Source organism: Oceanirhabdus seepicola (assembly GCF_023684385.1).
GTDB classification, from domain to species: domain Bacteria; phylum Bacillota; class Clostridia; order Clostridiales; family Clostridiaceae; genus Oceanirhabdus; species Oceanirhabdus seepicola.
The window spans coordinates 425,335-449,052 of record NZ_JAGSOJ010000003.1; the positions used below are offsets into that span (position 1 = coordinate 425,335).

Sequence of the window (23,718 nt, forward strand, 5' to 3'; positions counted from 1 at the left end):
ATTACACCTCATCTTCCCAATCATCATCTTCTTCAAAGTCTTTACCCATAAGTTCACGAACATTTTCCAAAATTCCATTAGTATCTATCTTATAATAAGACATAAGATCCTCGTGTAAGCCTATTATTGAAAATTCATCTGGGATTCCTAAGCGCTTAAAAGCACATGCTTTTCCACCCTCAGCTATAACTTCACCCACAGCACTTCCAAGACCTCCAAGAACATTATGATCTTCAACAGTAATTATTCTTCTGGTTTCATGTACGGCTTTCATTATAGCTTCTACATCAATAGGTTTGATTGTGTGCATATTTAAAACTCGTGCTTTTATTCCATCAACAGTATCAAGTATTTTAGCTGCCTCTACAGCCTGATAAACACAAGAACCACAAGCAATGATAGTTAAATCAGTTCCATCTACCATCTGGACTGCTTTACCAATTTCAAAACCATAATCCATCTTAGTATAGAGTTTTTGATCAAAACCGCGGTTAATTCGAATATATATAGGACCATTAGTTTCATAAGCAGCCTGAACAGCGTTAGCAGTTTCTATTCCATCTGCAGGAGCTATAACTTTGCAGTTTGCCATAGCACGCATAATTGAAAGATCCTCGGTGCAGTGATGAGTAGAACCAGCTTGACCAAAGGAAAGCCCAGCATGAGTTGCTATCATCTTAACGTTAAGATTTTGATAGCAAATATCAGTATGAACCTGATCAAGAGCTCTCATTGAAGTAAAAATAGCAAAGGTAGATACGAAAGGAACTAGCCCAGCATTAGCCATCCCAGCAGCTATTCCAAACATATTCTGTTCAGCGATTCCTAGATTAAAAAAACGATTAGGAAACTTCTTTGCAAAAACACCAATCTTTGTGGATTTTGCAAGGTCAGCTGATAGACCGATTATCTCAGGATGTTGTTCTCCAAGGTCACATAAAACTTTACCGTATATTTCAGCAGTTGATAAGTTAGTAGTATCAAGCATTGTATATGTTAAACCAGCCATTATTTAACCTCCTTGATTCTTTCTTCATAATATTTTTCAAGACTTTCTTTTGCTTGTTTATATTTTTCAGAATCAAAGGAACCATAGTGCCAGCGATAGTCATCTTCCATAAAGTCAATTCCACACCCCTTTATTGTATTAGCAAGAATTAATACAGGAGCAGAGTTTTCTTGAAGAGCAAAATCAATTGCTTCAGATAATTCTCTGAAACTATGTCCATTAACTTCTTTTACAATGAATCCAAAAGCCTTCCATTTATCAATAAAAGGTTCTAGCTTCATAACATCTTCAGTACGACCATCAATCATACATCTATTTCTATCAACTATAGTTATAAGATTAGTTACATTATAATGAGAGGCGGACATAGCAGCTTCCCATACAGAACCTTCATCACATTCTCCGTCACCAAGAAGACAGTAGGTTATATAAGACTTATTATGAAGTCTTGCAGCAAGAGCAGTTCCAATAGCAATTGGGAGACCGTGACCAAGGGAACCACTTGATGCATCAACTCCAGGAACTTTTTGTGAATCTAAGTGCATCCCTAGTTTAGAACCTGTGTGATTATATTCCTTCAATAACTCCTTATCAAAATATCCTTTATCAGCCAGTACTGGCGCAAACCCAACACCTACGTGTCCTTTGCTTAAAATAAATCTATCTCTATCTTGCCAAAGGGGGTTTTTAGGGTCAATTTTCATGTATTTATGATATAGAATTGTAAAAATATCCATTGAGCTAAGGGAACCACCGACATGTCCACTCCCAGCCCAAACTACTGTGTCAACACAGAGTTTTCTTAATTGGTGAGCTTTCTTTTCAAGCATGAGTAATTCTTGATTTGATAATGGCATATTATTCTTCCTTTCTAAATAATATTTTTTATAACAAATATTATAAATTTATTTGATTTCAGGATGGTTAGACTTAACTACTTTAAACGCCTCTTCTGCAATCTCATGAGTAAGTTTTATATCTTCATTACTGAGTGAGCAGTTTATAAATAAATTATGATGTGCTGCAAAGAAAGCACCTCTTCTTACACATTCAGCTATCCATTCTTGATGGAGTGTAAGAGAGTCATCATTAGTGATTCTCATATACCACATAGAAGGGATACCACTAACTTTTAAATCAAAACCATATTTTTTTCCTATTTCAACTAGACCGTCAGTTAGCTTTTTGCCTTTTTCTTGCATAAGCTTTGGTCCATTAATTTCTTTAAGTTTATTGATACAAGCGATTCCAGCTGCAAAGGGGGCAGCTGAGAGCCAATAACTGCCAGTATACATAACGGAAGAAGCAGCATCTCTTAGTGCATCTGTACCACAAAGAGTTGAGAAGTTCCAACCATTTCCTAAAGCCTTACAGAAACACATTAGATCTGCTTTGAATCCAAAGTAATGATCTGAGCCAGCCATATCTAATCTAAAACCACATCGAACATCATCAATAGCAAGTACAATACCATTGTCTGTACATAACTTCCTTATTTTTTGCCAGTAATCTTTTTGAGGTAGTTCATTATCTTGGAATACAGGATGGTGATAAGGTGTAGCCATAAAGCATGCTATCTCATCAGGATTATCTTTAACAATCTTTTCAACCTCTTCGTAGTTATTCCAGTTTACGTATATGTTATTAGCTATATCTTCTTCAACTATTCCAGGGCAACCTAGTTTCTGTGTCCAAGGTGCAACACCATGATATCCACCTTTAACGAGAATTGTTTTTTTTCTGCCAGTAGCGGCTTTAGCAACCATAAGAGCAAAGCTAGTAACGTCTCCTCCGTTCTTGGCAAAGAAAGCCCAGTCGGCCATTTCAACTGTATCTACCATTAGTTCAGCAAATTCTATCATTTTAGTAGATGGAGCAGTAGTACAGTTTCCTAGTTTAAGTTGTTCTTTAACTGCATTATCAACTACATCATCGTTATATCCAAGAACGTTTGGACCATAGGCACACATATAATCTATAAATCTATTTCCATCTACATCCCAGAAGTAAGAACCTTTTGCACGTTCAGAGTAGAAAGGATATGCGCTAGTAGGTATATAACATCCTTCCACAGGTCCAAGATGTCCATAAATACCAGTAGGAATAACTTTTAAAGCTCTTTTAAATAATTCTAAATTTTTCTCATATTTATATAATTTCATAGTTAACTCCTTTCAATATCGCTATAGGTATGATGGTACTTGGCCAAGTAATTTATTAAGATTATCAAGCATTGGGATAAAACCTTTCATTTGCAGTCTTCCTGTAGCAATACAGGTGTAAGAATCAATATTTCCATTCAAGACAGCATTTGCAGTTTCAATATCTGCGAAAATCATTGAAGACCTTGGAGAAGAAACAGGGCCTTTTTGTGCTTCCAAATGACCGTTTTTTACACTTATTTTTATTGATGGTCCACCATTTAATACAGAAACCCCTATGACTCCATTGGGAATTCTGCTAGCATTTAATTTTCCTATTCTGTCTGTATTTCCTATTTCACATAGTGCAAAGAATGCAGCATAGGATGATAATATTGTATTTATTTTCATATATGAATTATCCTCTAAGAGTTCTTCTGTTGGTTTTAAATAGTAGGAGAGTTTATTGGTAAGTGTGACAAATTCATTGGTAAGAAATTTTATCTTTGTGAATCCCTTTGTAGGAATTGGATTTGCATTACCGTCAATCATAGCATTGAAATGTTCTGGTGACTTAAAATAAAGCTTCAAGTTACATTTTCCTTTACCCCTCGTAAATACACATTTATCATCCTTAAAGGAGAGAAATGCTTTTGGTCCATTTTTTACTGAAAATTGAATTGAAATATTCTTACCTTTTATTAGTTCTTTCATTTCATTGTCTAATTCACATAGGTCTTCAAGATTACGCAATACAGCATAAAGATTAATATTAGCTTTAGTCAATTGATCAGTCATTTTAAACCTCCCTTCAAAATATAAACACTTTAATAATTAATATAGAACGAGCACTCACTCTATAAATATGTTTTTTTGATATATAATAGAACGTATTTTTAAAGATAGTAAAAAAACTCTCTAAATGTTGTGGTTTTTTTATTTGATATTTTGGATAAATAGAGGTGAACAGCACCATAAGTAAAGACAAGCATCGTGATTATATTTTGATTTTTCAGTACATAAAGGTGGATAGAGTGGATAGATAGGTATAAAAAAGTGGTCAGCTAAATGAATTTTGCTGATCACTTTTTTTATGTTTAATTAAAAATCTTGTACTAAATATATACATAAAAATGAGATAGTCATGAAAAATCAGATTAGGTAAAAAAATAAATTTTATAATACGGGTAAAGGTACTAAAATCGCCTTTACTCCGTTTTATAGTACTATATACGATTAATTATAGTACTTGTGATAATGATGGGATGGTAATACAATTAACTTGTAATCAACGAGACACATCGATAAATATTGATAAATTTCTGAGCTAGTTTGCTAAGAAAGAGAATCTATAACGGAGGAGGCATTCAAATGAAATCATTATACGAAAAGACTCTATTAGGAGGTATTGAAGTTAGAAACCGATTTGTACGTTCAGCAACTCACGAGAGCATATCTCTTGATGGATCAGTTACACCTGAGATCATTAATCTATACAAGAAACTGGCTCAGGAAGAAGTGGGCTTAATAGTAACAAGTGGATTGGAAGTAACAGAAGAAAAAGTATTCACAAACTCAATGAGAATCTGCGACGATTCTTGTATTGTGCCATTCAAAGAATTGACAGATGCTGTTCATGAAGCTGGGGGTAAAATTGTTTCTCAACTTTTACATGGCGGACCTATTGTATTTTTAAAACCTGACTACGAGCCGGTTGGACCATCTGCGGTTCAAGATAGATTCTCTAAAATTATCCCAAAAGTGATGACGAAAGAAGATATTGATACGATTGTAAATCGATTTGGAGATGCAGCATATCGAAGTCAATTGGCAGGTTTTGATGGTGTTCAAATTCAAGGATCAGCTGGGTTCTTGCTTAATAAATTTTTATCACCTTACTATAATAGACGTTCAGATGAATACGGTGGATCTATTGAAAATCGTTCGAGGATATTGGGCGAAATTCGAGAGGTTATTGCCCAAAAATGTGGTGATGATTACCCGGTTTTCATTAAATTATCAATAGATGACCTTATGAAAGATGGTGTTAAAGGACTTGAGTTCTCAGAAGGTAAAGAAATTGCGAAACATTTGGCAATATTAGGGTACGATGCTATTGAAGCCTGTGGCGGAATCGTTGGTGAAACAGCTCCCACTGCTGACTACAATGGAGGAGAACCTTACTTAAAAGATCAATTCATTGAACTTGCTAAAGAGATTGAAGCACCTCTTATTACCATCGGAGGCATTCGTAGCGAAAGAGCGGCACAAGAACTCATTAATAGTGGAAACATTGAAGCAGTTTCTTTCAGTAGACCATTTATAGCAGATCAAGATTTGGTCCGCAGATTTAAAAATGGAGAAAATACAAGATGTAATACTTGTTTCCAGTGTAATGGTCCTAAGGGTATCCGATGTATTCAAAATGCTTAACGTCAATCTATAATAGTAATGCGTTGGTGAGTAAATAAACAATGAATTGTAATTTTAAGGAGGATAACAAGATGCCACTAATTAGAGTAACTACGTCACCATTAACAACCGAACAAAAGAAAGAAATGGTTCGACAAATGACAGAAGTAACAATGGAGGTTCTTGGAGCACCTGAACAAGCACATATTGTGCTGATTGATGAGTTGCCAATAGATGCTTTAGGAATGGGTAAGTTAACCGTTGCAGAGATGGTTGAGAGCAAAATGAACCACGTTGCCGAGTAATCAAACTATGAAATACACAGTTTTAGGAGGATGATTAAATGCCAGTAATTAACGTAACTTCAGGTCCGATGACAACCGAAGAAAAGAAAGAACTGATTAGACGATTGACAGAAGTATCAATGGAGATTACAGGAACACCAGAGCATGGAAATTCGGTGTTAATAAATGAGTTGCCATTAGATGCTTTAGGAATAGGTAAAAAAACGGCTGCAGAAGTATTTGCACAAAAGTAGAAATTATTAACGAAATCAATACAATAACCCCAAATATAGGAGGTAACAAAATGAGTAAAGTAGTTGAATATTTAAATAAAAATAGAGTAGGACAGTTTGCAACAATTAAAGATGGTCAAGTGGTTATGAGACCTTTCCATTTTATTTTTGAAAAAGATGGAAAGTTCATATTTGGTACTGCAAATGACAAAGAAGTGTTTAAAGAATTAAAAGCAAATCCAACTGCTGGATTTGCTGTAATGGGCGACGACATGAAATGGCTAAGACTTAGAGGTAAGGTTGAATTTTCAGATAGTCAAGAACTTAAAGATGAAATGTTTGAATATGAACCACTTTTAAAATCAGTATATAAGTCATCAGATAATCCAAGGTTTGAAGCCTTCTGCATTTACGACGGTGTGGCAAGCTTGCATGGTGGTTTAGGCAATGTTATAGAAGAGATAAAATTCTAAATCATTATTAATGAGCAAAAAATTTTACTAAGATTATATAAATTAATACGAGCATATACATGGGGCAGGCTCCCGACATTTGTTTAGAAAAGTGTTTTTCATGAACGAATAAATAAAAAAGGAGAATACAATGAATCAGATACTTGATGTAATTAAGACAAGAAGAACTACCAGGAAATACAAATCAGAGAAGATTAAGAATGATGAGTTGTATATGATAAACTGCGGTTATACCAACTGCATTTAACCTTACCATAAGTAAGTATAGTCATATTAAACAAAACAATCATAGAGCATAGAATTGATTATAATGGAGGATATGGTGAACCGTATAATAAATAACAGAGGTTTTTTTAGAGTTACTATATATACTACACATGTGGAGTGCTGCTCACTGCTAAAGTTGAAGTAGTAGGTGTGGTGGTTGTTGTAAATTAATGTCTAAAGTTATTAGAGTCAATAAGATAAAGAGTTCTTATTGACTCTTTTACAATGGTTTTAGATTATTTAGAGTGAATCATATACTTCGAAACTAAAATGTTTGATTAGAAGTTGAAACATTCCAGATATGACAATTGTAAATATAAGTTTTTTAGAGTATAATAATATTATTCCTAAATTCTGGAGAAATAAGTTATGAGGTTTACTTAGAGGCATATTGTTCGTATCCATTTCATTAAGAGGATGATGATGAGAGAGCTAAAAAATTATTGAAATGTTGTCCATGCCAATCCAAAATGAAGGATGCCAGACGGCATCCAGTCTCGGAATGTTAGGTGATAACAATTACTTAAGAATTGAAAGGAACGAATATGAGAGAACCATATCAAGTTTTAGTAATACCATATAAAATTATCAATGATGATATTAAGTTCGCCATCTTTAGTAGAAGCGATATGAAATGTTGGCAATGGATCGCCGGTGGTGGTGAAGATTTTGATGAGTCTATTATTGAATCTGCTCGTAGAGAGGCTTACGAAGAAGCCAGGATTCCATTGAATTCTGCTTTAATTGAGTTAGATTCAAGAACTACAATTCCTGTAGAGCATTGTGCAGGTGGATTCATTTGGGGTGACGATGTTTATGTTGTTGAAGAATATAGTTTTGGTGTTAATGTTATAAGTGATAAATTGGAAATTTCCTCTGAACATAAGGGATTCAAGTGGGTCTCGTATGATGAAGCAATGGAATTACTAAAGTATGATAGTAATAGATCAGCTTTGTGGGAATTGAATATAAGATTACTTAGGCAGACGAATTAAGAGTTATTGGCTACAATGTAATTAACATCTCCTAACAGAAGTGTTGCTATTATTGTCCATGCCAAACCTGGAGTATACCCAATTTGTTAGACACATAAAAAAGTATGTATAATATAGATATGAAAAGGATGTGTTTATTTAATGGGTAAAAGAAGCAGTTTTTCAGTAGAATATAAAAAAGACATAATAAAATTGGTAACCGAGCAAGGGAAAAAAGCATCACATGTAGCAAAAGATATTGGTGTAAATGAGTCAAAGAGGTATTAATTTATAACATGTCTCTGATTTGAAAAGAGCTTAAAAAAGTCGATAATAGAGAAATGAATTCTAGTAAAAACTAATAGTAATGGCACGTGTTATATTATTAAATTAGATGCATTAAGAATAATGAAATTATAATAAAAAAAGCTGGGTCAGATATAGATATAGACTGACTCAGCTTTTTATGTTTAATAATCAATAAAGTGTAACCTATTCAATTTAATCCTAGCGATACATAAGCTCCTTGACATTAACATTTGGATGTCTATAAGGTTTAAAGTCCTTACGGTTCATCTTTTTAAAGCCCAAGGATTTTTGAGGACAGTTATTAATGCATGCAAAGCACATTTCGCAGTTTGATTTGAACTGGGGTTTGCCATTCATTTCAATATTCTCCATGGGACAGACTTTTGAGCAAACAGAGCAACCATTGCAATTATCATTTGCTTCAATAACCTTAAATTGAAGATGGTTCTCTAACGCTGAAGAAAATATCCCGCTCATTTTTCTAGAAGCTCTATTCAGTGAGTTTGACTTTGGTCTGATGTTCTCTACCATATCGACAATTGCGCGAACATTTTCCTTAACGGAAACTTCCGATTTAGATAAAATCGATTCAAGCTTTTCATCAGTGTATTTAAAAAGTGTACTATTACTTGGAAACCTTGTTTGAAATGTGTTGGTGACGATGATGTCGTTATCAGATAGTATATCTACAATACTTGAAGTAGCACCTCCAGCCCCTCCGCCACCACAATGAGCATACGTAAATACATAAGATTTTGATGACACGCGAAGTTTCTCAGCAAATCTTTTTACAATAGCTGGGGCAGTCATAGCATAAGTTGGATATATAATGCCTATACGATTAGCACTTGAGTGTAGCGATTGGGAAAGATTAAGAGTGTTTATGGGAATTAGTTCAACTGCTTCATTTCTCTGAACTAAACTCTCCTTAACTGACTTTGCAATATGCAGCCCGTTACCTGTTCCAGTAAAATAGTATAGTTCTGTTTTCATATTATGACTCCTTATTTGTTTAAATATTACTCACTTCTATACTATACGATTAGAAGTGAGTTAGACATCTTTATAACTTAAATATAATGCTAAATGTTACAGATTCAAGTACTTAGGAACATCTGCGACAATGCCTGATTCATTTGATTCCATAACCATTTTATAAACAGATGCAGTGTCAGCTGCAGGAATTGAATTAGGAATTTCCATGCCCATTAACTCAGCAGTTTCCTTGACAAATGCTGGACTTACAGCATTTATTCTAACACCTCTATACTGTTCAATGTTAATAGCTCTTACATATCCTTCAAGTCCAGTATTTGACATCGTTATTAACGATGCACCAGGGATGAAAGTATGGCTTGCAGTACCAGTAGTTACAAGTATGAAACCATTTTCTTTTACTTTGTGTACACCTAGGCGGATTACATCAATCTGACCTTTGAGCTTACTGTTTATCGCTAGATTGATGTCATCATCATTTTGCAAATGGAATGGTCTTATTCCTGAACCACCACATGTTGAAATGATGCCATCGATTTCTCCAACTTCAGTGAACATTTTCTCAAGTGATTCTTTATTCATTATATCTGCATGAATATCGCCGCTCGATCTACCAACAGTAATAACCTCATGATTGTCCTTTTTTAGAAGTGAAGCTACTGAGGTTCCTATTGTACCTGTTCCACCAATTATTAAAATTTTCATATTATATCATCCTCTTTTTATTATTTTATTGTTTATACTTTATATTAAAATTTGGTTTGACTAAGCCATTTTAAAATTCTATTAACTAATTCTTTTGATTGATCTTCTTGTAAGAAGTGTGATGCATTTGTTACTGTAATATGTGGCTGTCCTGCTGCACCAGGAAAGTTATTTTGGAATAACTTGTCATATCCTTGATCTGCAAGGAATGGATCCTTATCACTAAAAAGTGTAAGAACAGGATTTGACCATTTTTTTAGTTCCTGCCAATCAGAGTATGCCTTATCCAAATCTGTTGCTACAATTTCAGGCATTTTACGGGGACCAGCATAATACTCCGGCGTTGGGAATGGTGCATCATAGGCATCCATCTCATCTTGAGTTAACTCTTTCGTAGTAAGTAACTGCATGATATTACCTATTTCAAGTTTTTCTGAATGAGTGAAATATCCAGCCCAATTGCCATAATTCATCTTTTGTTCAAGTGAATGAAGTGTTGGTTTGCCACTTGTTGTTCTTAGAAGTTTAAGCATTTTAGGCATCATCCATCTTTGAAAACTTTTAACTTCTGCTAGGGCAGTATTGGCAATAATTAGACGATCCAACCATTTTGGATTATTGGCTAGCACTCGTAGTCCAATCATACCTCCCCAATCTTGCATAAATGCAGCTGCATGGGTGATCTCTAGTTTTTCAATAAAGGTTGACATCCATTTAACATGAGCACTATAAGAATGATCATTAGAATCAATGGGCTTGTCAGATTTACCAAAACCTATTAAATCGGGAGCAATAACGCGATATCCCTCTTTTACTAATACAGGTATCATATGTCGGTAAAGGTAACTCCATGAGGGCTGCCCGTGAAGCAGAAAAATTGTTTTATTATTTTTATCACCTTCATCGAGATAATGCATTTTCATTCCACCAAGATCCATATAGTGTGATTCAAAAGGGTAATCCTTAAGGTTTAAAAAGCGATTCTCAGGTGTTGTTAGTATTTTTTTACTCATTTTATACTCCACTCCTTATTTCAAAAATATTTATGTGATTTCATATCTGTTAGTTTTATTTCCGATGGGTATGTTTATTGTTTTGATTAATTTCAGTATAATACTATTGATGAAATTTGTGTAGTACTATAATTAATATGACATACTACTATAAATAGTAGTAATGTTGAAAAATAAGGAGTTAAGCTGTTAAATGAATTTTATTAATAATAAGTTGCAGCGCGAAGAATGCGGATTTTTAATAAACGATTAATGGAAAATTACAATTTTTCTAGATATGATTTTAAGAATCTATCTGGACATGGACTAAGGAGTATATAGTCTGTTTAAAAATATTGACAGAGAATATGTTTTCAAATATATTATAGTTATAAAGAGTTTATATGAATAGTACTATAGTATTTCTGATATACTATGTTTTTTAGTAGAAATACTGAAAATAAAGGAGTTGATTGCATTGAATAAAGATTTGCTTGAAATGGGTTGTAGTGTAGGAATTACAAATATGGTTATGCAAGGCAAATGGAAATTTGCTATAATTCATTTTCTTTCAGAAGGTCCAATAAGATTTGGAGAACTCCACAGAGCGTTGCCAAATATTCGACAAGGATATTTAACACAGCAGTTAAGAGAACTTGAGAAAGATGGAATTGTACATCGTGAAGTGTATAAACAAGTTCCTCCTAAAGTTGAATACTCACTTACGGAAATAGGCCTTGAGTTTTTACCAGTGACACAAGCCATGGAGGAATGGGGTAAAAAATATATTAAATTGTTGCAACAAACGTTTGATGAAAAAGGTGAGTAATGATTCAAGGCGACAACTCGCTATCATAAAAATAATCGTACTATAAGGCATAAATAAAAGTATTAGTGGATTTCGGATAATGCGATTCGTCTCCACCATAAAAACCCACGACAGTTTTGTCGTGGGTTTTTATGATTATGTAAGGGTATAACTCTTGGAGTAATGTTATTGCATCGTTATACTTAATGTAATATCAGGAATAAGCACTTATCTAAGGTTGTAGCTCAGCAGGGATTATACGAGTTTAAAAGATAGCAAACCCAGGATATACTGTCCTGGGTTTTCGTATACAAAGATTTGGAAAATTGATATAATAAAAAAGATTATACACAATATTCCGGAGGTAGAATATGAAAATTGCCATAATAGAAGATGAGAAAATACATCAGGAGTATCTTCTTTCAATGCTTGAAAAAGCAGCAGAAGATGAAGGCATTACATTATCTTTTAACATATTTGAAAGCGCTGAGAGATTTTTGTTTGCACTTGAAGACCAAAAATTTGATGCTGTTCTGCTGGATATTATACTGAATAAGATGAACGGATTTTCTCTGGCAGAAGCTATAAGAAAAGAAGATGAAAATATTCCAATTGCATTTATTACTGGAGAAAAAGATTATGTTTTTGATGGGTATAAGGTTGATGCCTGTGGATATATATTAAAGCCTATAAAACAGGAGAGTATTTCTCTGCTCCTGAAAAAAATTAAAGATAAAGTATCTTTAATAGAACCTTCTATAACTATTAAAACAAAAGATGGAATTGTGAATTTTTATGAAAGTGAGATAATATATATTGAAAGTGATAATCACAATACTAATATAAACACATCTAAAGGGAAGTTCGTATCTAATAGTAAAATGAGTCAGTGGGAAAAGCAGCTTTCTAAAGATAAATTTTTTAAACCTCATAGATGTTATATAGTTAATCTTAATTGTATTGAAAGAATAGATAAGAAGAATATACTTATAAAAAATGGAACAGAAATTCCCATAGCAAGAGGAAAGTGGGAGGGGTTAATGAAGGCTTACATGGATTACAGAAGAAAGGATTATAAGTGATGATTTATAGAGGAATTATGCTTTTTATATTGATTTATTTTTTTGTTAGAAACACAAGGCTTGATGAGAACTGGAAGGTTAAATCAGTTGGGGTTTTGGCCATGCTATCATGCTTAGTGATAGACTATGGGTTCATGTTATTTAAAATGGATTCTTGGTACCATGTTTTTTTGATACTAGGAATGGAAAGTTTTATTGCAGTTATTTATCTGATATTTTATAATAATGATATTTTTGTTCAACAGATGAAATGGTTTCTTCCCATTTTAGCATTCTATATTTTAGGTAGAATTTTTGGTGAAAGCGGGATTGGCATATCAATATTCGTTTTGGTATGCTTGTGGACTACATTTATATATAAGAAGAAGTTAAATGCATATACTAGTTTCATTTTGGGTTTAGTATCTATTGCAGCTGTAAGCATATCTATAACAGATGATCTGGTTTTAACTGCTGTTATTATTGTTCTAGCATTTGATCAATATGCACTATTAAGTGATAATGAGAGCATTAAAAGCATCGATGCTATGCAGAGAAAATTTTTATCTCATCAGTATGAAGAAATCAAAAATGTATATCTTAATATGAGAGGATGGAGACATGACTATCACAATCATATTCAGGCAATGAAGGCATATATTGCAATGGGGGAGCTTAAAGAGTTAGAAGAATACGTATCTAAGCTTGAGCTAGAACTTGATTCTGTGGACAGTCTTGTGAAGTCAGGAAATATAATGATGGATGCAATACTTAATAGCAAAATCAGTATTATGATGAAGTATGGAATTCAAGTTGATTTTAAAGCAGTTCTTCCAGAAGAACTAAAGGTAAAGGATATTGATATGTGTGTAATGGTAAGCAATCTTCTTGAAAATGCAATTGAGTCCTGCATGAAGATACCAGAGCATAAACGATTCATCAGAATATACTCAGAAGTATTTGGTTCGCAGTTTTACATGTCTATTCAAAATAGTGCACAAGAGGAATTGGATTTCAATGAAAGAAACTATATATCTAATAAACGTGGAGAACATGGACTGGGAATGAAGAGAGTGCAGTTTTTAGTTCATAAATATGATGGGTTTCTTAATCTTCAAAATGAACCTGGAATATTTGCAAGTGAGATAACAATTCCACTATAAATTGCATTTCACGCACAAAAACTGACGATTCACGTCAGTTTTTTTTGAAGAGAAAAAAAACTGATATTATATTGGTGAGGTGATTGAATTGGGAAAAAAGATAGAGAATACTAGGTTTGTATTCAAACGATGGAAAGATAAAGAAGGAATAGGGGGCATAATAAGTTTCTGTATATATATGGGATTAAAATTGATAAATACTATTTTTACTGTTGTACTGGCAAGTAGAATTGTCTTTATTTTGGAAAAAGAAGATAATCCCAAAAGGGCATTTTTTAAGATAGTAGCAATTGTTTGTCTTTATGCTTTTTTAGTTATGGCAGAAAAGTTTTTTTTAACAAAGAGAAATACCAGCATATTTTTATACAAAATATTAGAAATGCCTAGTCTGTTTTTAAAATTAGTGAAGCTGCCGTTTAATCAGGTGGAAGGAAGAGTTGGAAAAGGGGAATTTGAGAAGGCTAGTGAGGCTGTAGGTGATAATACTATAGGGGTAATGGCGCTTATAAAAAATATAGCTGATCTCATAGTGAATATTTTATGCTTAACGATTTTTATGGTAATTTCAGCTAAATTAAATCCACTTATAATGATAGTACTTCTCTTCACCGGTTATGTGAGAACATTTAAAGACAGGAAAAATAGAGCGTGGATATTAGAAAATCAAGATAAGAAAAATAGTTTGTTGTATGAAAGGATGTATCTTCATAGAAAGTGTCTTGATAGTAAAATAGGAAAAGATGCTAGAATATACGGAATGGAGAAATGGTTTACTGATAAATTTGAAAGTCTACTTAAGAGAAGAATGGTATATGTTAAAGTTCAGTCAAAAAATACTTTTGCTGCAGAGAGCATTCAGCATATTTCAGGAGTTTTAAGAGATGTTATTTGTTATGGCTATTTGATATACAGAGTATCCCAAGGTATGGCCATAAGTGAATTTGTGTTGTATCTTTCAGTGATAGCTGAATTTAATATTTGGATAAAAAACATTTTTACAGAATACTCTAAGCTTGCTGAAAATGTTATTCTAGTTAATAATTTCAGAATTTTCTTGGAGAAACAAGAACTAGGAGAGGGAGAATATGAGTTGGATATTCCAAAAGCTCAAGGGTATAATTATATTTTTGAAAATGTATGTTTTGGATACGAAGGAGGAAAAGAAATTTTTCATAATCTAAACTTGACCATAAAAGAAGGAGAAAAAATCGCATTGGTTGGAGCTAATGGGGCTGGTAAAACCACACTTGTGAAGCTTATGTGCGGATTGTATAAACCTCAAAAGGGGAGAATTCTCCTAAATGGGGTGGATATTTCAAAAGTTAATCCAAAGGAACTATTAAGACTTACAGGCGTTGTTTTTCAAGAAACAAAAGTATTTCCAGAGAGTATAGGAAAAAACATTTCATGTAAATTAGATGAAGATGTTGATATGAAGCGTTTAAATGAAAGTTTAAAGCAGGCTGATTTTTATGATCACGTTCAGAAAATGCCTAATAAAGAGAAAACTATTCTTACAAAGAATTTAGAAGAAACAGGTGTGGAGTTATCCGGAGGGCAGTATCAAAAACTTATGCTTGCACGTGCTTTATATAAAAATGCACCGGTTCTTATTCTAGATGAACCTACTTCGGCACTGGACCCACTAGCTGAAGCAGAGATGTATAATAAGTATAATCAGTTGACTAAAGGAAAAACATCTCTATTTATATCTCATAGATTAAGCTCAACACAATTCTGTGATAGAGTTATATTCCTGCAGGATGGAATTATTAAACAAGATGGGTGTCACAGAGAGCTAATAAAAGAAGAGGGTCCATATAGAGAGATGTTTAATGCACAAGCACATTATTATCAAGAGGAGGTGGCAGCATGCAAATGTTAAAAACACATAATAAAGCATTTAAAATAATGAAGAGGTTTCACTATCTTGATCATTCAATAGGACCACTGATTCTTCTTTTAGGAATAATGCGAGGGTTGGTGCCATTTATACCAATAGTTTTCAGCAATTATATACTTACATCAGTTATAAATAAGCAGTTTAAAGAAGCTTTATACTATTCAATAGCAATGTCACTTTTATTTTGTGTAGGGAGTATTTTATCTGAGTGGTTAAAGAAAGTAACAACCGATAGAAATTCAGCACTATCTGAAAAGATAGAGGATATAATTCACCAAAAACCTCTTGAGGTAGACTATGAAAGTATAGAGGACGGAAAAGTTATAAGTAGCTATACAAGTGCTATAAGTGCTTTAAATTATAATGCAAGTTATGAGCAGTTGTTTAGTAAATATGCTGAACTTCTACAAAGCATTGTATCTTTTTTATTTGCAATTGGGTTAACTCTGCAGTTTTGTATCAGTGTTAGCAGATCAGAATCTAAGGTTTTAAATATTGTTACCAATCCAGTTGTTTGTATTTTGTTAATTCTAGCTGTTGTTTTAGGGGTTATGGGAATCACGGGGAAAGTGGTGAAATGGAGCCAAAGTAAAATAAGTGAACTATTTGAAGTAGGACTGGACACAGAAAGAAGATTTGATTATTTATGTAGAATGTTTAGAGACGAAGAGATGATTAAAACAATACAAGCTTATGATGCAGAGAAATCCATAAGCAATCTTCTTGATAATACAAGTAAATACATTAATGATAATAATAAAAAAGAAGCAGAATATAGAGTTTATGAAAGAGTTGTTAAAGCTTCATCAAGTGGAGTTATAACTGTTTTAGCGTACAGTCTTGTAGCTTTAAAAGTACTTGCAAATGCTATTGGAATAGGAGGGTTTCTTAAATATAGCCAGGCTATTATTAAGATGAATGAATCACTTTTAGCAACCATTGTGTTTAATCATGAAATTGGGGATATGATGAGATATATGGATAAGCTTACTGAGTTTTTGGATATGGAAAACAAGTTTGAAACAGGTTCCATTCCAGTGGAAAAAAGAAGTGATCACCAGTATAACATATGCTTTGAGGATGTTTGGTTTAAGTATCCTGGAAGTGATGAATATGTACTTAAGGGAGTAACTTGCGAAATAAACTCAAATCAAAAGAGTGCTCTGGTGGGACCAAATGGAGCTGGTAAAAGTACCTTTATAAAATTATTAAGCAGATTATATGAACCAACTAAAGGAAGAATTACATTGAATGGTGTGGATATTAAAAAATATGATTATAAGGAATACCTATCGCTATTCTCTGTTGTATTTCAGGATTTTGGATTGTTTTCTTTCAGTTTAGGTGAGAATATCTCAAACTCTGTTGAATTTCATAAGAAAAAAGTCCATGAATGTTTATTTAAAACCGGACTTGAGAAATATGGGCATAGGTTGGATGAAAGTTTGAATGAATTGAGTGAAGTAGAAGCATTTGGAGGCAGTGACAGCAGTTCAAATGAAAAATACAGTGGAGGAGAACAGCAGAAGATCGCCATAGCTAGAGCTTTATATAAAGATGGAGCTTTTGTTATTCTTGATGAACCTACAGCCGCGCTGGATCCTATAAGTGAATATGAAATATATCAAAACTTTGATTCTTTGGTTGGGGATAAGACATGTATATATATTTCACACAGAATGAGCAGTTGTAGGTTCTGCTCGGATATTATTGTATTAAATGATGGTAGTATAGTTGAACGTGGAAATCATGAACAGTTGATTAAAGATGAGAAACTATACTGTGATATGTGGAACGCTCAGGCTAAGTATTATACAGCAAGCTAAAAAGTATAATTAGAAGTAATTTACACGCTTTATGTAGTCAAAAGTAAAAGAATATGCTAATATATTTAAATAATAATCGTTAATGATAAGTTTTCCTTTTCTGTTTAGTTGGTAAAGGATACTACGTTTTTTGAGTGAAAGATATTTGTTTTTTTTATAAGAATTTTTACTATTCAGTAAAAAATTAATTATTTTAGTTGGAGGGATATATGAGACTTGTTAGTGTCTTCAGCCTAAAGGGAGATGAAATCCTTGGAAGGCAGATTTATGATGAATTAGGTAGGGTTTTACTTAATGTTGGAGTAAAATTAAAACCTTATTATATTGAAAAAATTAAAGAAATGGGAATTAATACAATATACATTGATGATGACATATCAAAAAATGTGATTATTGAAGAAAGTATTTCTGAAAAGACAAGGCAAATGAGTAAACGTGCTGTTAAGGAGATGATTGAAAGCTATTGTCGTGAAGGAAAAACTGATAATAGTAGTGTTATGAATTCAGTGAACGCAGTGATTGAAGATATACTATCAAATAAAAATGTTTTGATAAATGTTGCTGAAATAAGTGCATGTGATAACAATATTTATTCCCATTCGGTAAATGTCTGTGTATTGTCTACAATAATAGGAACTCATATGGGATACAATATGTTAAAGCTTAAAGATATAGCTGCAGGTGCATTACTACATGATATAGGTAAGATAAAAATTATGAATGATAAGAAACTTGTAGCAAATTTTAAGACTAAGGAAGAATTAGATGAATATATTAGATTAATGCATCCAAAGGTTGGTTATGATTTTTTAGGAGATCAGTATGTTTGGAATGCGTTTGTCAAGGTAGTTGCATTAATGCATCATGAAAGAAGTGATGGCAGTGGATATCCTTTAAAATTAAAAGATGATGAAATAAATGAAATTGCAAAAATAGTGTGTATATGTGATGTGTTTGATAATTTAATATCAGGTAGAAATTCAGACAAAGGTAAATCTGTGCAAGAGGTTATTGAATATCTTATAGGTATGAGTAACATTTATTTTGATGCAGAAATAGTTACAAAATTTACTAATAATATAGCTGCTTTCCCAACAGGGAGTGGAGTTCTTCTAAGTACCAATGAAAAAAGTTTAGTAGTAAAGCAAAACGACTCAATGCCCATGAGGCCTGTGGTAAAAGTTATATATGATAAAGATGGAAAATTACTTTTAGAACCTTATGAAATTGATTTATTAAAAGATTTAACTCTTTTTATTACAAAGACCTGTGAACTTTAATTTGGGGGGGATTTTATGAGTGGTGAAGGTAATTACATAAATATTAGGTATTCCAATGATTGTCTGAAACTAATTAATGATACTTTTCAGAGATTTTTGGATGTAGATAGTATTAATTATCAGAGTGAGTTAAAAAAAACATTGGAGAAAATTGGTTTATTTTTTGACTTGGATAGAATTTATATCTATTATTTTTCTAAAGATCCTACTTTTATGCAAATAGAATGTCAATGGAATAAGAAAGATATAAGGCCAAAAAGAACAATACAGGAGGAAGAGGTAGTTTATGCTCTTCCATGGTTGATTCGGGAGATTAAGAATAATGATTTTGTTGCAATAAATAATGTGGAGAAATTTCCTGCAGAAGCGGTATTTGAAGCAGAAGTTTTTTTAAAGGAAGGAATAAAATCTTCTCTTATAGTTCCATTGAAAAGCGAAAACAAGTTAATTGGATTTGTAGGCTATGAAAATTTATCAAAGTCTATGACATGGGAAGAAGAGCAAATCAAGATATTAAGAGATATTTCAAAGGCTTTTTCATATACAAGAGCAAGGATTGTAAAGAAAGAAGCATATGAATCAACACTTAATGGGCAAGCAATATTACTTAATAATTGTGAATCACAGATTTGGGCTTTAAGCAATGTAACTTCTTATGCAACTGTTAATGAAGCTCATGCAAAGTTTTTCGGCAAGAAGAAAAGCGATTTAGAATATCAGGATTTATATGATATATTTGATATAGATACTGCAAATAAGTTTTCTGAACATAACTGGGAGTTGTTTCGAAAGAATGAGCCCGCAGAAAAAGAGCTTGAGATTAAGAATTGTAAAGGTGAAAATAGGCTACTTAAAATTAAAAGTAAGCCCCAAAGAGATGAAATAGGTAATATTAAGTATCTTATTTGCACAGCGGAGGACATTACAGAGCAGAGGCTTGCTGAAAGGTCGCTTAACAAGGCAAAAGAACAGGCGGAAGCAGCAAATATCGCAAAGAGTCAGTTCCTTGCAAATATGTCTCATGAAATAAGAACACCAATGAACGGAATATTTGGATTTCTTGAACTGTTGCAATCAACTAATCTGTCTTTAGAACAAAAAGAGTTTATACGTGAAGCAAAATCTGCTTCAGAGGTATTATTACATATAATTAATGATATATTGGATTTTTCAAAGATAGAAGCTAGAAAGCTAACTATGGAAAAAATTAGGTTTAATTTAAGAAATACTATTGAAGATGCGGTTTCACTTCTTGCCCCTAAAGCTGCAGAAAAAGCCCTTGAACTTTATACTATGATTAAAGCAGGTGTTCCTGAAGAGGTTATTGGCGATCCATCAAGACTTAGGCAGATATTAAATAATCTTATAAGTAACGCAGTAAAATTTACCGAACGCGGTGAAATTTCTGTTACAGTTGATTATTTAGAGGAAGAGAATGAAATAGCCGTACTTAGCTTTGAAGTAAAGGACACTGGAATTGGAATTTGTAAGGAGCATATTAATACAATCTTTCAATATTTTAGTCAGGCAGATGCTTCTACAACTAGAAAGTATGGAGGAACGGGACTTGGACTTGCCATATCTAATGAATTAGTCAAAATGATGGGCGGTGAAATTCGTGTTGAAAGCATGCTGGGGGAAGGGTCTACATTCAAATTTGATGTGAGATTGAAGATTGCTAAAGGAGCCTCAGAACAGAAGTTTGCTTTTGAAAAGCTTCAAGGTGTGAATATTTTGATTATTGATGATAATGCGAATAATAGAAAAAGTGTTAGTTCATATCTTCAAGGAACTGGAATGAAGGTATTTGAGGCCAAGGATGCTACCAGTGCCATTACAACAATTCTTTCAAATGCAAATACAAAAAATAAAATAAGTGTCGCTATTATAGACTATCAAATGCGGGACATGAGTGGTTATGAACTTGCAACTACATTAAAAACAATACCTTTTGCAAAGGATACTAAGCTAATACTTCTAACCTCAGTAACTCAAAAGGGAGATGCGAAGGTTGCAAAAGAATATGGATTTTCATCGTATTTGGGTAAACCTGTAAGACGAGACGACTTACTTGGTTGTATTGCTATAGTATTGGGGTTGAAAAAAGAATATGAAAAAGAACATCAACTTATAACGAAACATATAGTTAAAGAAGTTAAGAATACATTAAAACCGAGAATTTTATTGGTTGAAGACAATGAAATGAATCGTAAAATCGTTATAAGTATGCTTAAATCCCATGACATGACTTGTGATGTGGCGGTGAATGGTAAGGAAGCATTAAAAGCGGTATCAGAAAAAGATTATGATGTTGTTTTTATGGATTGCCAGATGCCAGTAATGGATGGGTATGAATGTACATATGAAATAAGGATGCTTGAAGGTGATAAGAAACATACTACAATTATTGCAATGACTGCTAATGCTATGGAGGGTGATTACGAAAAATGTATTGAAGCTGGTATGGACGAATATATTAGTAAGCCTATTAATTTTGATACTATGTTTAACATGATAGAAGAGAATATTAAAGAGAGTGGGCTTGTGACCGATTATAATATTATAGATAATAATATTGATTATTTTGTTGAAACCACAGGACTTAAAAAAGATGATGCAAAAGAAATACTTGAAGAATATATAAAATGTCTACCTAATTTATTGGAAGATATAAACAATGCTATAGATAACAATGATTTTGATAAATTAGCGGGGGTGACTCACGAGTTAAAAGGTTCCTCTGGAACTCTAAGAATAATTTCTATTCATGAATTAGCAATAAAGTTAGAGGAGGCAGCTTTGAAACAGGAAACAGATGAATGTGCTAGACTTTTTGCTAAAATAAAAGATTTGCTTCACTAGGGTGTCTTTAAAATTCAGAGATATAAAGGAGTTTTTAATATGAAAAAGGTATTAATAGTTGATAATTCATCTTATATGAGAATGTTTGTAAAAAAGATTATTGAAAAAGGAAGTTTCCATAACATATTTGAGGCATCAGGTAAAGATGATGCAATAGAGGTGTTCAAGAGTGAAAAACCAGATATTGTAATTCTAGATTTAAACATGTCTGAGTCTACGATGGACGGTATCAATGTGTTAACTGATATAATGAAAATTAATCCTAAAACAGTTGTAATTATTATATCAGCAGTAGGGCACGAAAGTGTGAAAGATGAATGTATGGCATTAGGAGCTAAGAGTTATATTATGAAACCTTTCGATACTGAAATTTTATTAAAGACTTTAGAAGAGTACAAATAAGATTATAAAAGTAAGTACAACAGATCCGGTTAGTGGTCATATGGTGGTCAATTAAATGATTTAATAAATACAAGCCATTAAGGAAAACTTAATGGCTTGTGTTTCTTTAAGAATATGTAGTTATTTATATTAATCTATCATTGAATTCTTTTTCTTTTTTATCATCAAGCTTATTTTTAATCGCAGTAAATTCTTCTGATGATAGTTTAGTAAAGTTCATGATTTCAATCATTCCTTTTCCTTGTCTTAAAAGATCTCTTACCATATCAACTTTATCTCCATGATCGCCTTTCATTAATAAAACACCCCTTTATTAAAATTTTATTTTTAGTTTGCACTTATACGTTTTCTTTATTCATTAGGGTATAAGGCATATTCAAATAATACTATATTGCTTGTGTTTCTTTAGATGAAATCATCTATCGTAATCTATCGTTATGTTCTTTCTTATACTTAGATTGAAGTTTATTTCTGATTTCAAGAAACTCTTCTGATGAAAGCTTAGTAATATTCATAATTTCAGTCATGCCTTTTCCTTCTCTTAAAAAGCTTCTGACTCTATCAACCGTTCCTTCATGATTATGTCTCATTAAAAGCACCTCTTAATTAGAATTTTAGTATTAGTTTGCACTAATACTAACTCTTTATTCATTGAAGAAATAATATTCAAATTTATAGTTTTGTTAATATTTATTAACTTTTAAAGAAGATTAATGTAATATAATAAAGTGAAGTCGAAAATATAACTTTTTTTTAGTTGATGGAGAATAATTGATTAACTTAACGAGGAGGATAAAAATGTTAGTTAAAAGAAGTTCATTTGTTGTTGTTACATTTGTGATGATGATAACATTATTAGTGTTAACAGACGATTCAATATTATCAGGAGTTATAACATTTACAGTTATTATGGTTGGGTATATTATAATTTCAATTAAACGAAGTAAGAAAAGGTTAGGTTTATTAAATGAGAAGTGTGATCCAGAAGCTTTTTTAGAACGAACAGAGAAACAAATGGAGATTACAGGTAAGAATGCTAAGCTGCAGGCATATTTAAATGTGGACAAAGCTGCTGCTCTAGTGTGCATGGGAGAGTATCAAGAGGGGAAGAATCTTTTGCTATCTATTGATAAGTCCAAGCTTTCTACTAAAAATGGCACCTTGTTGGTATTTACTATAAACTTGATTTGCTGTTTATATGAGTTAGGGGAGATAGCTGAAGCAGAAGGTATATTTGAAAGAGAACTTTTCAATATAACACTAGATTCAGTACCAATAACTAAAGCACCATTCAAAAGAGCAATTAAATTTTTGAATGCTGAGAGGGACTATATATTAGGAAAATATGAAGAGAGTCAGACGGCGTTCGAGGAACTGTTAAATGAAAAAAGTGACAAGCGTACCCACGTAAGTGCATTATATGGCTTGGCAAAAATCCATGAGAAACTTGGAGAAGTAGAAAAAGCAAAAGAAATGTATAAGGAAGTTAGTGAAGAAGGAAATAAATTATACATTGCAAAAGTAGCAAAAAGAAAGGTTGAGGAAATGGACTAGAAGTTTGGTTTGTACCAAAATGTTCAATACGGATTTAGAGTAACATTCATTAAATTGTATAATC

General features: G+C 32.6%; 23 protein-coding genes and 1 pseudogene. 15 read left to right on the forward strand and 9 right to left on the reverse strand.

Annotated elements, in window-relative coordinates:
* Position 1: 1 nt before the first annotated feature.
* From KDK92_RS15735 to KDK92_RS15750, 4 genes are read right to left on the reverse strand one after another with little or no spacing between them, the layout of a single operon-like run.
* Complete coding sequence (locus tag KDK92_RS15735) at positions 2–1,009, reverse strand: transketolase family protein (protein WP_250860295.1); 1,008 nt, start codon at positions 1,007–1,009, stop codon at positions 2–4.
* The gene (locus KDK92_RS15740) at positions 1,009–1,866 is read right to left on the reverse strand and encodes a transketolase (protein WP_250860296.1); all 858 of its coding nucleotides are present in this window, start codon (positions 1,864–1,866) and stop codon (positions 1,009–1,011) included. The genes KDK92_RS15735 and KDK92_RS15740 overlap by 1 nt, the downstream gene beginning before the upstream one ends.
* 48 nt (positions 1,867–1,914) lie before the next feature.
* A complete protein-coding gene (locus tag KDK92_RS15745) occupies positions 1,915–3,171 on the reverse strand; it encodes an aminotransferase class III-fold pyridoxal phosphate-dependent enzyme (protein ID WP_250860297.1) in 1,257 nt (418 codons plus the stop codon).
* Between the two features lie 21 nt (positions 3,172–3,192).
* Positions 3,193–3,948, reverse strand: a complete 756-nt coding sequence (locus tag KDK92_RS15750; protein ID WP_250860298.1) for an SCP2 sterol-binding domain-containing protein — start codon at positions 3,946–3,948, stop codon at positions 3,193–3,195.
* A 573-nt stretch (positions 3,949–4,521) separates the two neighbouring features.
* On the opposite strand from KDK92_RS15750, the gene KDK92_RS15755 reads away from it, so the two are divergent.
* From KDK92_RS15755 to KDK92_RS15780, 6 genes and pseudogenes are all read left to right on the forward strand, one after another.
* Entirely contained in the window at positions 4,522–5,583 is a 1,062-nt protein-coding gene (locus KDK92_RS15755) for an NADH:flavin oxidoreductase (RefSeq protein ID WP_250860299.1), read from the forward strand.
* 71 nt (positions 5,584–5,654) lie between these two features.
* Positions 5,655–5,867 carry a tautomerase family protein gene (locus KDK92_RS15760; RefSeq protein ID WP_250860300.1) on the forward strand — a complete coding sequence of 71 codons (213 nt, stop codon included), beginning with the start codon at positions 5,655–5,657 and terminating at the stop codon, positions 5,865–5,867.
* Between the two features lie 38 nt (positions 5,868–5,905).
* The gene (locus tag KDK92_RS15765) at positions 5,906–6,100 is read left to right on the forward strand and encodes a tautomerase family protein (protein ID WP_250860301.1); all 195 of its coding nucleotides are present in this window, start codon (positions 5,906–5,908) and stop codon (positions 6,098–6,100) included.
* Positions 6,101–6,150: 50 nt separating this feature from the next.
* Positions 6,151–6,552 carry a pyridoxamine 5'-phosphate oxidase family protein gene (locus KDK92_RS15770; RefSeq protein WP_250860302.1) on the forward strand — a complete coding sequence of 134 codons (402 nt, stop codon included), beginning with the start codon at positions 6,151–6,153 and terminating at the stop codon, positions 6,550–6,552.
* A gap of 812 nt (positions 6,553–7,364) precedes the next feature.
* Positions 7,365–7,814 carry an NUDIX hydrolase gene (locus KDK92_RS15775; RefSeq protein WP_250860303.1) on the forward strand — a complete coding sequence of 150 codons (450 nt, stop codon included), beginning with the start codon at positions 7,365–7,367 and terminating at the stop codon, positions 7,812–7,814.
* A gap of 141 nt (positions 7,815–7,955) precedes the next feature.
* A pseudogene (locus KDK92_RS15780) lies at positions 7,956–8,066 on the forward strand (transposase); the annotation flags it as partial.
* 234 nt (positions 8,067–8,300) lie between these two features.
* Here the strand turns inward: KDK92_RS15780 and KDK92_RS15785 are convergent.
* The 3 genes from KDK92_RS15785 to KDK92_RS15795 all read right to left on the reverse strand — a co-directional run bounded on the left by KDK92_RS15785 (position 8,301) and on the right by KDK92_RS15795 (position 10,816).
* Positions 8,301–9,095, reverse strand: a complete 795-nt coding sequence (locus KDK92_RS15785; protein ID WP_250860305.1) for an EFR1 family ferrodoxin — start codon at positions 9,093–9,095, stop codon at positions 8,301–8,303.
* Between the two features lie 96 nt (positions 9,096–9,191).
* A complete protein-coding gene (locus KDK92_RS15790; RefSeq protein ID WP_250860306.1) occupies positions 9,192–9,803 on the reverse strand; it encodes a short chain dehydrogenase in 612 nt (203 codons plus the stop codon).
* Between the two features lie 44 nt (positions 9,804–9,847).
* Positions 9,848–10,816 (reverse strand): haloalkane dehalogenase, encoded by a 969-nt coding sequence (locus KDK92_RS15795; protein WP_250860307.1) that lies wholly within the window; start codon positions 10,814–10,816, stop codon positions 9,848–9,850.
* A gap of 457 nt (positions 10,817–11,273) precedes the next feature.
* On the opposite strand from KDK92_RS15795, the gene KDK92_RS15800 reads away from it, so the two are divergent.
* The 8 genes from KDK92_RS15800 to KDK92_RS15835 all read left to right on the forward strand — a co-directional run bounded on the left by KDK92_RS15800 (position 11,274) and on the right by KDK92_RS15835 (position 22,100).
* Positions 11,274–11,624 carry a winged helix-turn-helix transcriptional regulator gene (locus KDK92_RS15800; RefSeq protein WP_276576006.1) on the forward strand — a complete coding sequence of 117 codons (351 nt, stop codon included), beginning with the start codon at positions 11,274–11,276 and terminating at the stop codon, positions 11,622–11,624.
* Between the two features lie 350 nt (positions 11,625–11,974).
* On the forward strand, positions 11,975–12,685 hold the full coding sequence (locus KDK92_RS15805) for a LytR/AlgR family response regulator transcription factor (RefSeq protein WP_250860308.1): 711 nt from the start codon (positions 11,975–11,977) through the stop codon (positions 12,683–12,685).
* The gene (locus KDK92_RS15810; RefSeq protein WP_250860549.1) at positions 12,685–13,827 is read left to right on the forward strand and encodes a sensor histidine kinase; all 1,143 of its coding nucleotides are present in this window, start codon (positions 12,685–12,687) and stop codon (positions 13,825–13,827) included. The genes KDK92_RS15805 and KDK92_RS15810 overlap by 1 nt, the downstream gene beginning before the upstream one ends.
* Before the next feature lie 88 nt (positions 13,828–13,915).
* Complete coding sequence (locus KDK92_RS15815; RefSeq protein WP_250860309.1) at positions 13,916–15,712, forward strand: ABC transporter ATP-binding protein; 1,797 nt, start codon at positions 13,916–13,918, stop codon at positions 15,710–15,712.
* Positions 15,700–17,556, forward strand: coding sequence for an ABC transporter ATP-binding protein (locus KDK92_RS15820; RefSeq protein ID WP_250860310.1), 1,857 nt, complete (start codon positions 15,700–15,702; stop codon positions 17,554–17,556). Before KDK92_RS15815 ends, KDK92_RS15820 begins: the two co-directional genes overlap by 13 nt.
* A 209-nt stretch (positions 17,557–17,765) precedes the next feature.
* Positions 17,766–18,836: an HD-GYP domain-containing protein gene (locus tag KDK92_RS15825; protein WP_250860311.1), complete on the forward strand. Its 1,071-nt coding sequence runs from the start codon at positions 17,766–17,768 to the stop codon at positions 18,834–18,836.
* A gap of 15 nt (positions 18,837–18,851) precedes the next feature.
* Complete coding sequence (locus KDK92_RS15830; RefSeq protein WP_250860312.1) at positions 18,852–21,698, forward strand: response regulator; 2,847 nt, start codon at positions 18,852–18,854, stop codon at positions 21,696–21,698.
* 39 nt (positions 21,699–21,737) lie between these two features.
* Positions 21,738–22,100, forward strand: a complete 363-nt coding sequence (locus KDK92_RS15835; protein WP_250860313.1) for a response regulator — start codon at positions 21,738–21,740, stop codon at positions 22,098–22,100.
* 124 nt (positions 22,101–22,224) lie between these two features.
* On the opposite strand, the gene KDK92_RS15840 is transcribed toward KDK92_RS15835, so the two are convergent.
* Together KDK92_RS15840 and KDK92_RS15845 are read right to left on the reverse strand one after the other, a co-directional pair.
* The gene (locus KDK92_RS15840; protein ID WP_250860314.1) at positions 22,225–22,395 is read right to left on the reverse strand and encodes a hypothetical protein; all 171 of its coding nucleotides are present in this window, start codon (positions 22,393–22,395) and stop codon (positions 22,225–22,227) included.
* 124 nt (positions 22,396–22,519) lie between these two features.
* Positions 22,520–22,690 (reverse strand): hypothetical protein, encoded by a 171-nt coding sequence (locus KDK92_RS15845; RefSeq protein ID WP_250860315.1) that lies wholly within the window; start codon positions 22,688–22,690, stop codon positions 22,520–22,522.
* Between the two features lie 208 nt (positions 22,691–22,898).
* Here KDK92_RS15845 and KDK92_RS15850 point away from each other — a divergent pair, with 208 nt between their 5' ends.
* Positions 22,899–23,654, forward strand: a complete 756-nt coding sequence (locus KDK92_RS15850) for a tetratricopeptide repeat protein (protein WP_250860316.1) — start codon at positions 22,899–22,901, stop codon at positions 23,652–23,654.
* Positions 23,655–23,718: the final 64 nt, after the last annotated feature.

Bases quoted from the DNA above. Each gene is read 5' to 3' on its own strand.
- KDK92_RS15775 (WP_250860303.1), top strand. From the start codon at position 7,365: ATGAGAGAACCATATCAAGTTTTAGTAATACCATATAAAATTATCAAT.
- KDK92_RS15830 (WP_250860312.1), top strand. From the start codon at position 18,852: ATGAGTGGTGAAGGTAATTACATAAATATTAGGTATTCCAATGATTGT.
- KDK92_RS15790 (WP_250860306.1), bottom strand. From the start codon at position 9,803: ATGAAAATTTTAATAATTGGTGGAACAGGTACAATAGGAACCTCAGTA.
- KDK92_RS15850 (WP_250860316.1), top strand. From the start codon at position 22,899: ATGTTAGTTAAAAGAAGTTCATTTGTTGTTGTTACATTTGTGATGATG.
- KDK92_RS15760 (WP_250860300.1), top strand. From the start codon at position 5,655: ATGCCACTAATTAGAGTAACTACGTCACCATTAACAACCGAACAAAAG.
- KDK92_RS15765 (WP_250860301.1), top strand. From the start codon at position 5,906: ATGCCAGTAATTAACGTAACTTCAGGTCCGATGACAACCGAAGAAAAG.
- KDK92_RS15755 (WP_250860299.1), top strand. From the start codon at position 4,522: ATGAAATCATTATACGAAAAGACTCTATTAGGAGGTATTGAAGTTAGA.
- KDK92_RS15745 (WP_250860297.1), bottom strand. From the start codon at position 3,171: ATGAAATTATATAAATATGAGAAAAATTTAGAATTATTTAAAAGAGCT.
- KDK92_RS15795 (WP_250860307.1), bottom strand. From the start codon at position 10,816: ATGAGTAAAAAAATACTAACAACACCTGAGAATCGCTTTTTAAACCTT.
- KDK92_RS15820 (WP_250860310.1), top strand. From the start codon at position 15,700: ATGCAAATGTTAAAAACACATAATAAAGCATTTAAAATAATGAAGAGG.
- KDK92_RS15735 (WP_250860295.1), bottom strand. From the start codon at position 1,009: ATGGCTGGTTTAACATATACAATGCTTGATACTACTAACTTATCAACT.
- KDK92_RS15845 (WP_250860315.1), bottom strand. From the start codon at position 22,690: ATGAGACATAATCATGAAGGAACGGTTGATAGAGTCAGAAGCTTTTTA.
- KDK92_RS15785 (WP_250860305.1), bottom strand. From the start codon at position 9,095: ATGAAAACAGAACTATACTATTTTACTGGAACAGGTAACGGGCTGCAT.
- KDK92_RS15840 (WP_250860314.1), bottom strand. From the start codon at position 22,395: ATGAAAGGCGATCATGGAGATAAAGTTGATATGGTAAGAGATCTTTTA.
- KDK92_RS15810 (WP_250860549.1), top strand. From the start codon at position 12,685: ATGATTTATAGAGGAATTATGCTTTTTATATTGATTTATTTTTTTGTT.
- KDK92_RS15750 (WP_250860298.1), bottom strand. From the start codon at position 3,948: ATGACTGATCAATTGACTAAAGCTAATATTAATCTTTATGCTGTATTG.
- KDK92_RS15835 (WP_250860313.1), top strand. From the start codon at position 21,738: ATGAAAAAGGTATTAATAGTTGATAATTCATCTTATATGAGAATGTTT.
- KDK92_RS15770 (WP_250860302.1), top strand. From the start codon at position 6,151: ATGAGTAAAGTAGTTGAATATTTAAATAAAAATAGAGTAGGACAGTTT.
- KDK92_RS15740 (WP_250860296.1), bottom strand. From the start codon at position 1,866: ATGCCATTATCAAATCAAGAATTACTCATGCTTGAAAAGAAAGCTCAC.
- KDK92_RS15805 (WP_250860308.1), top strand. From the start codon at position 11,975: ATGAAAATTGCCATAATAGAAGATGAGAAAATACATCAGGAGTATCTT.
- KDK92_RS15825 (WP_250860311.1), top strand. From the start codon at position 17,766: ATGAGACTTGTTAGTGTCTTCAGCCTAAAGGGAGATGAAATCCTTGGA.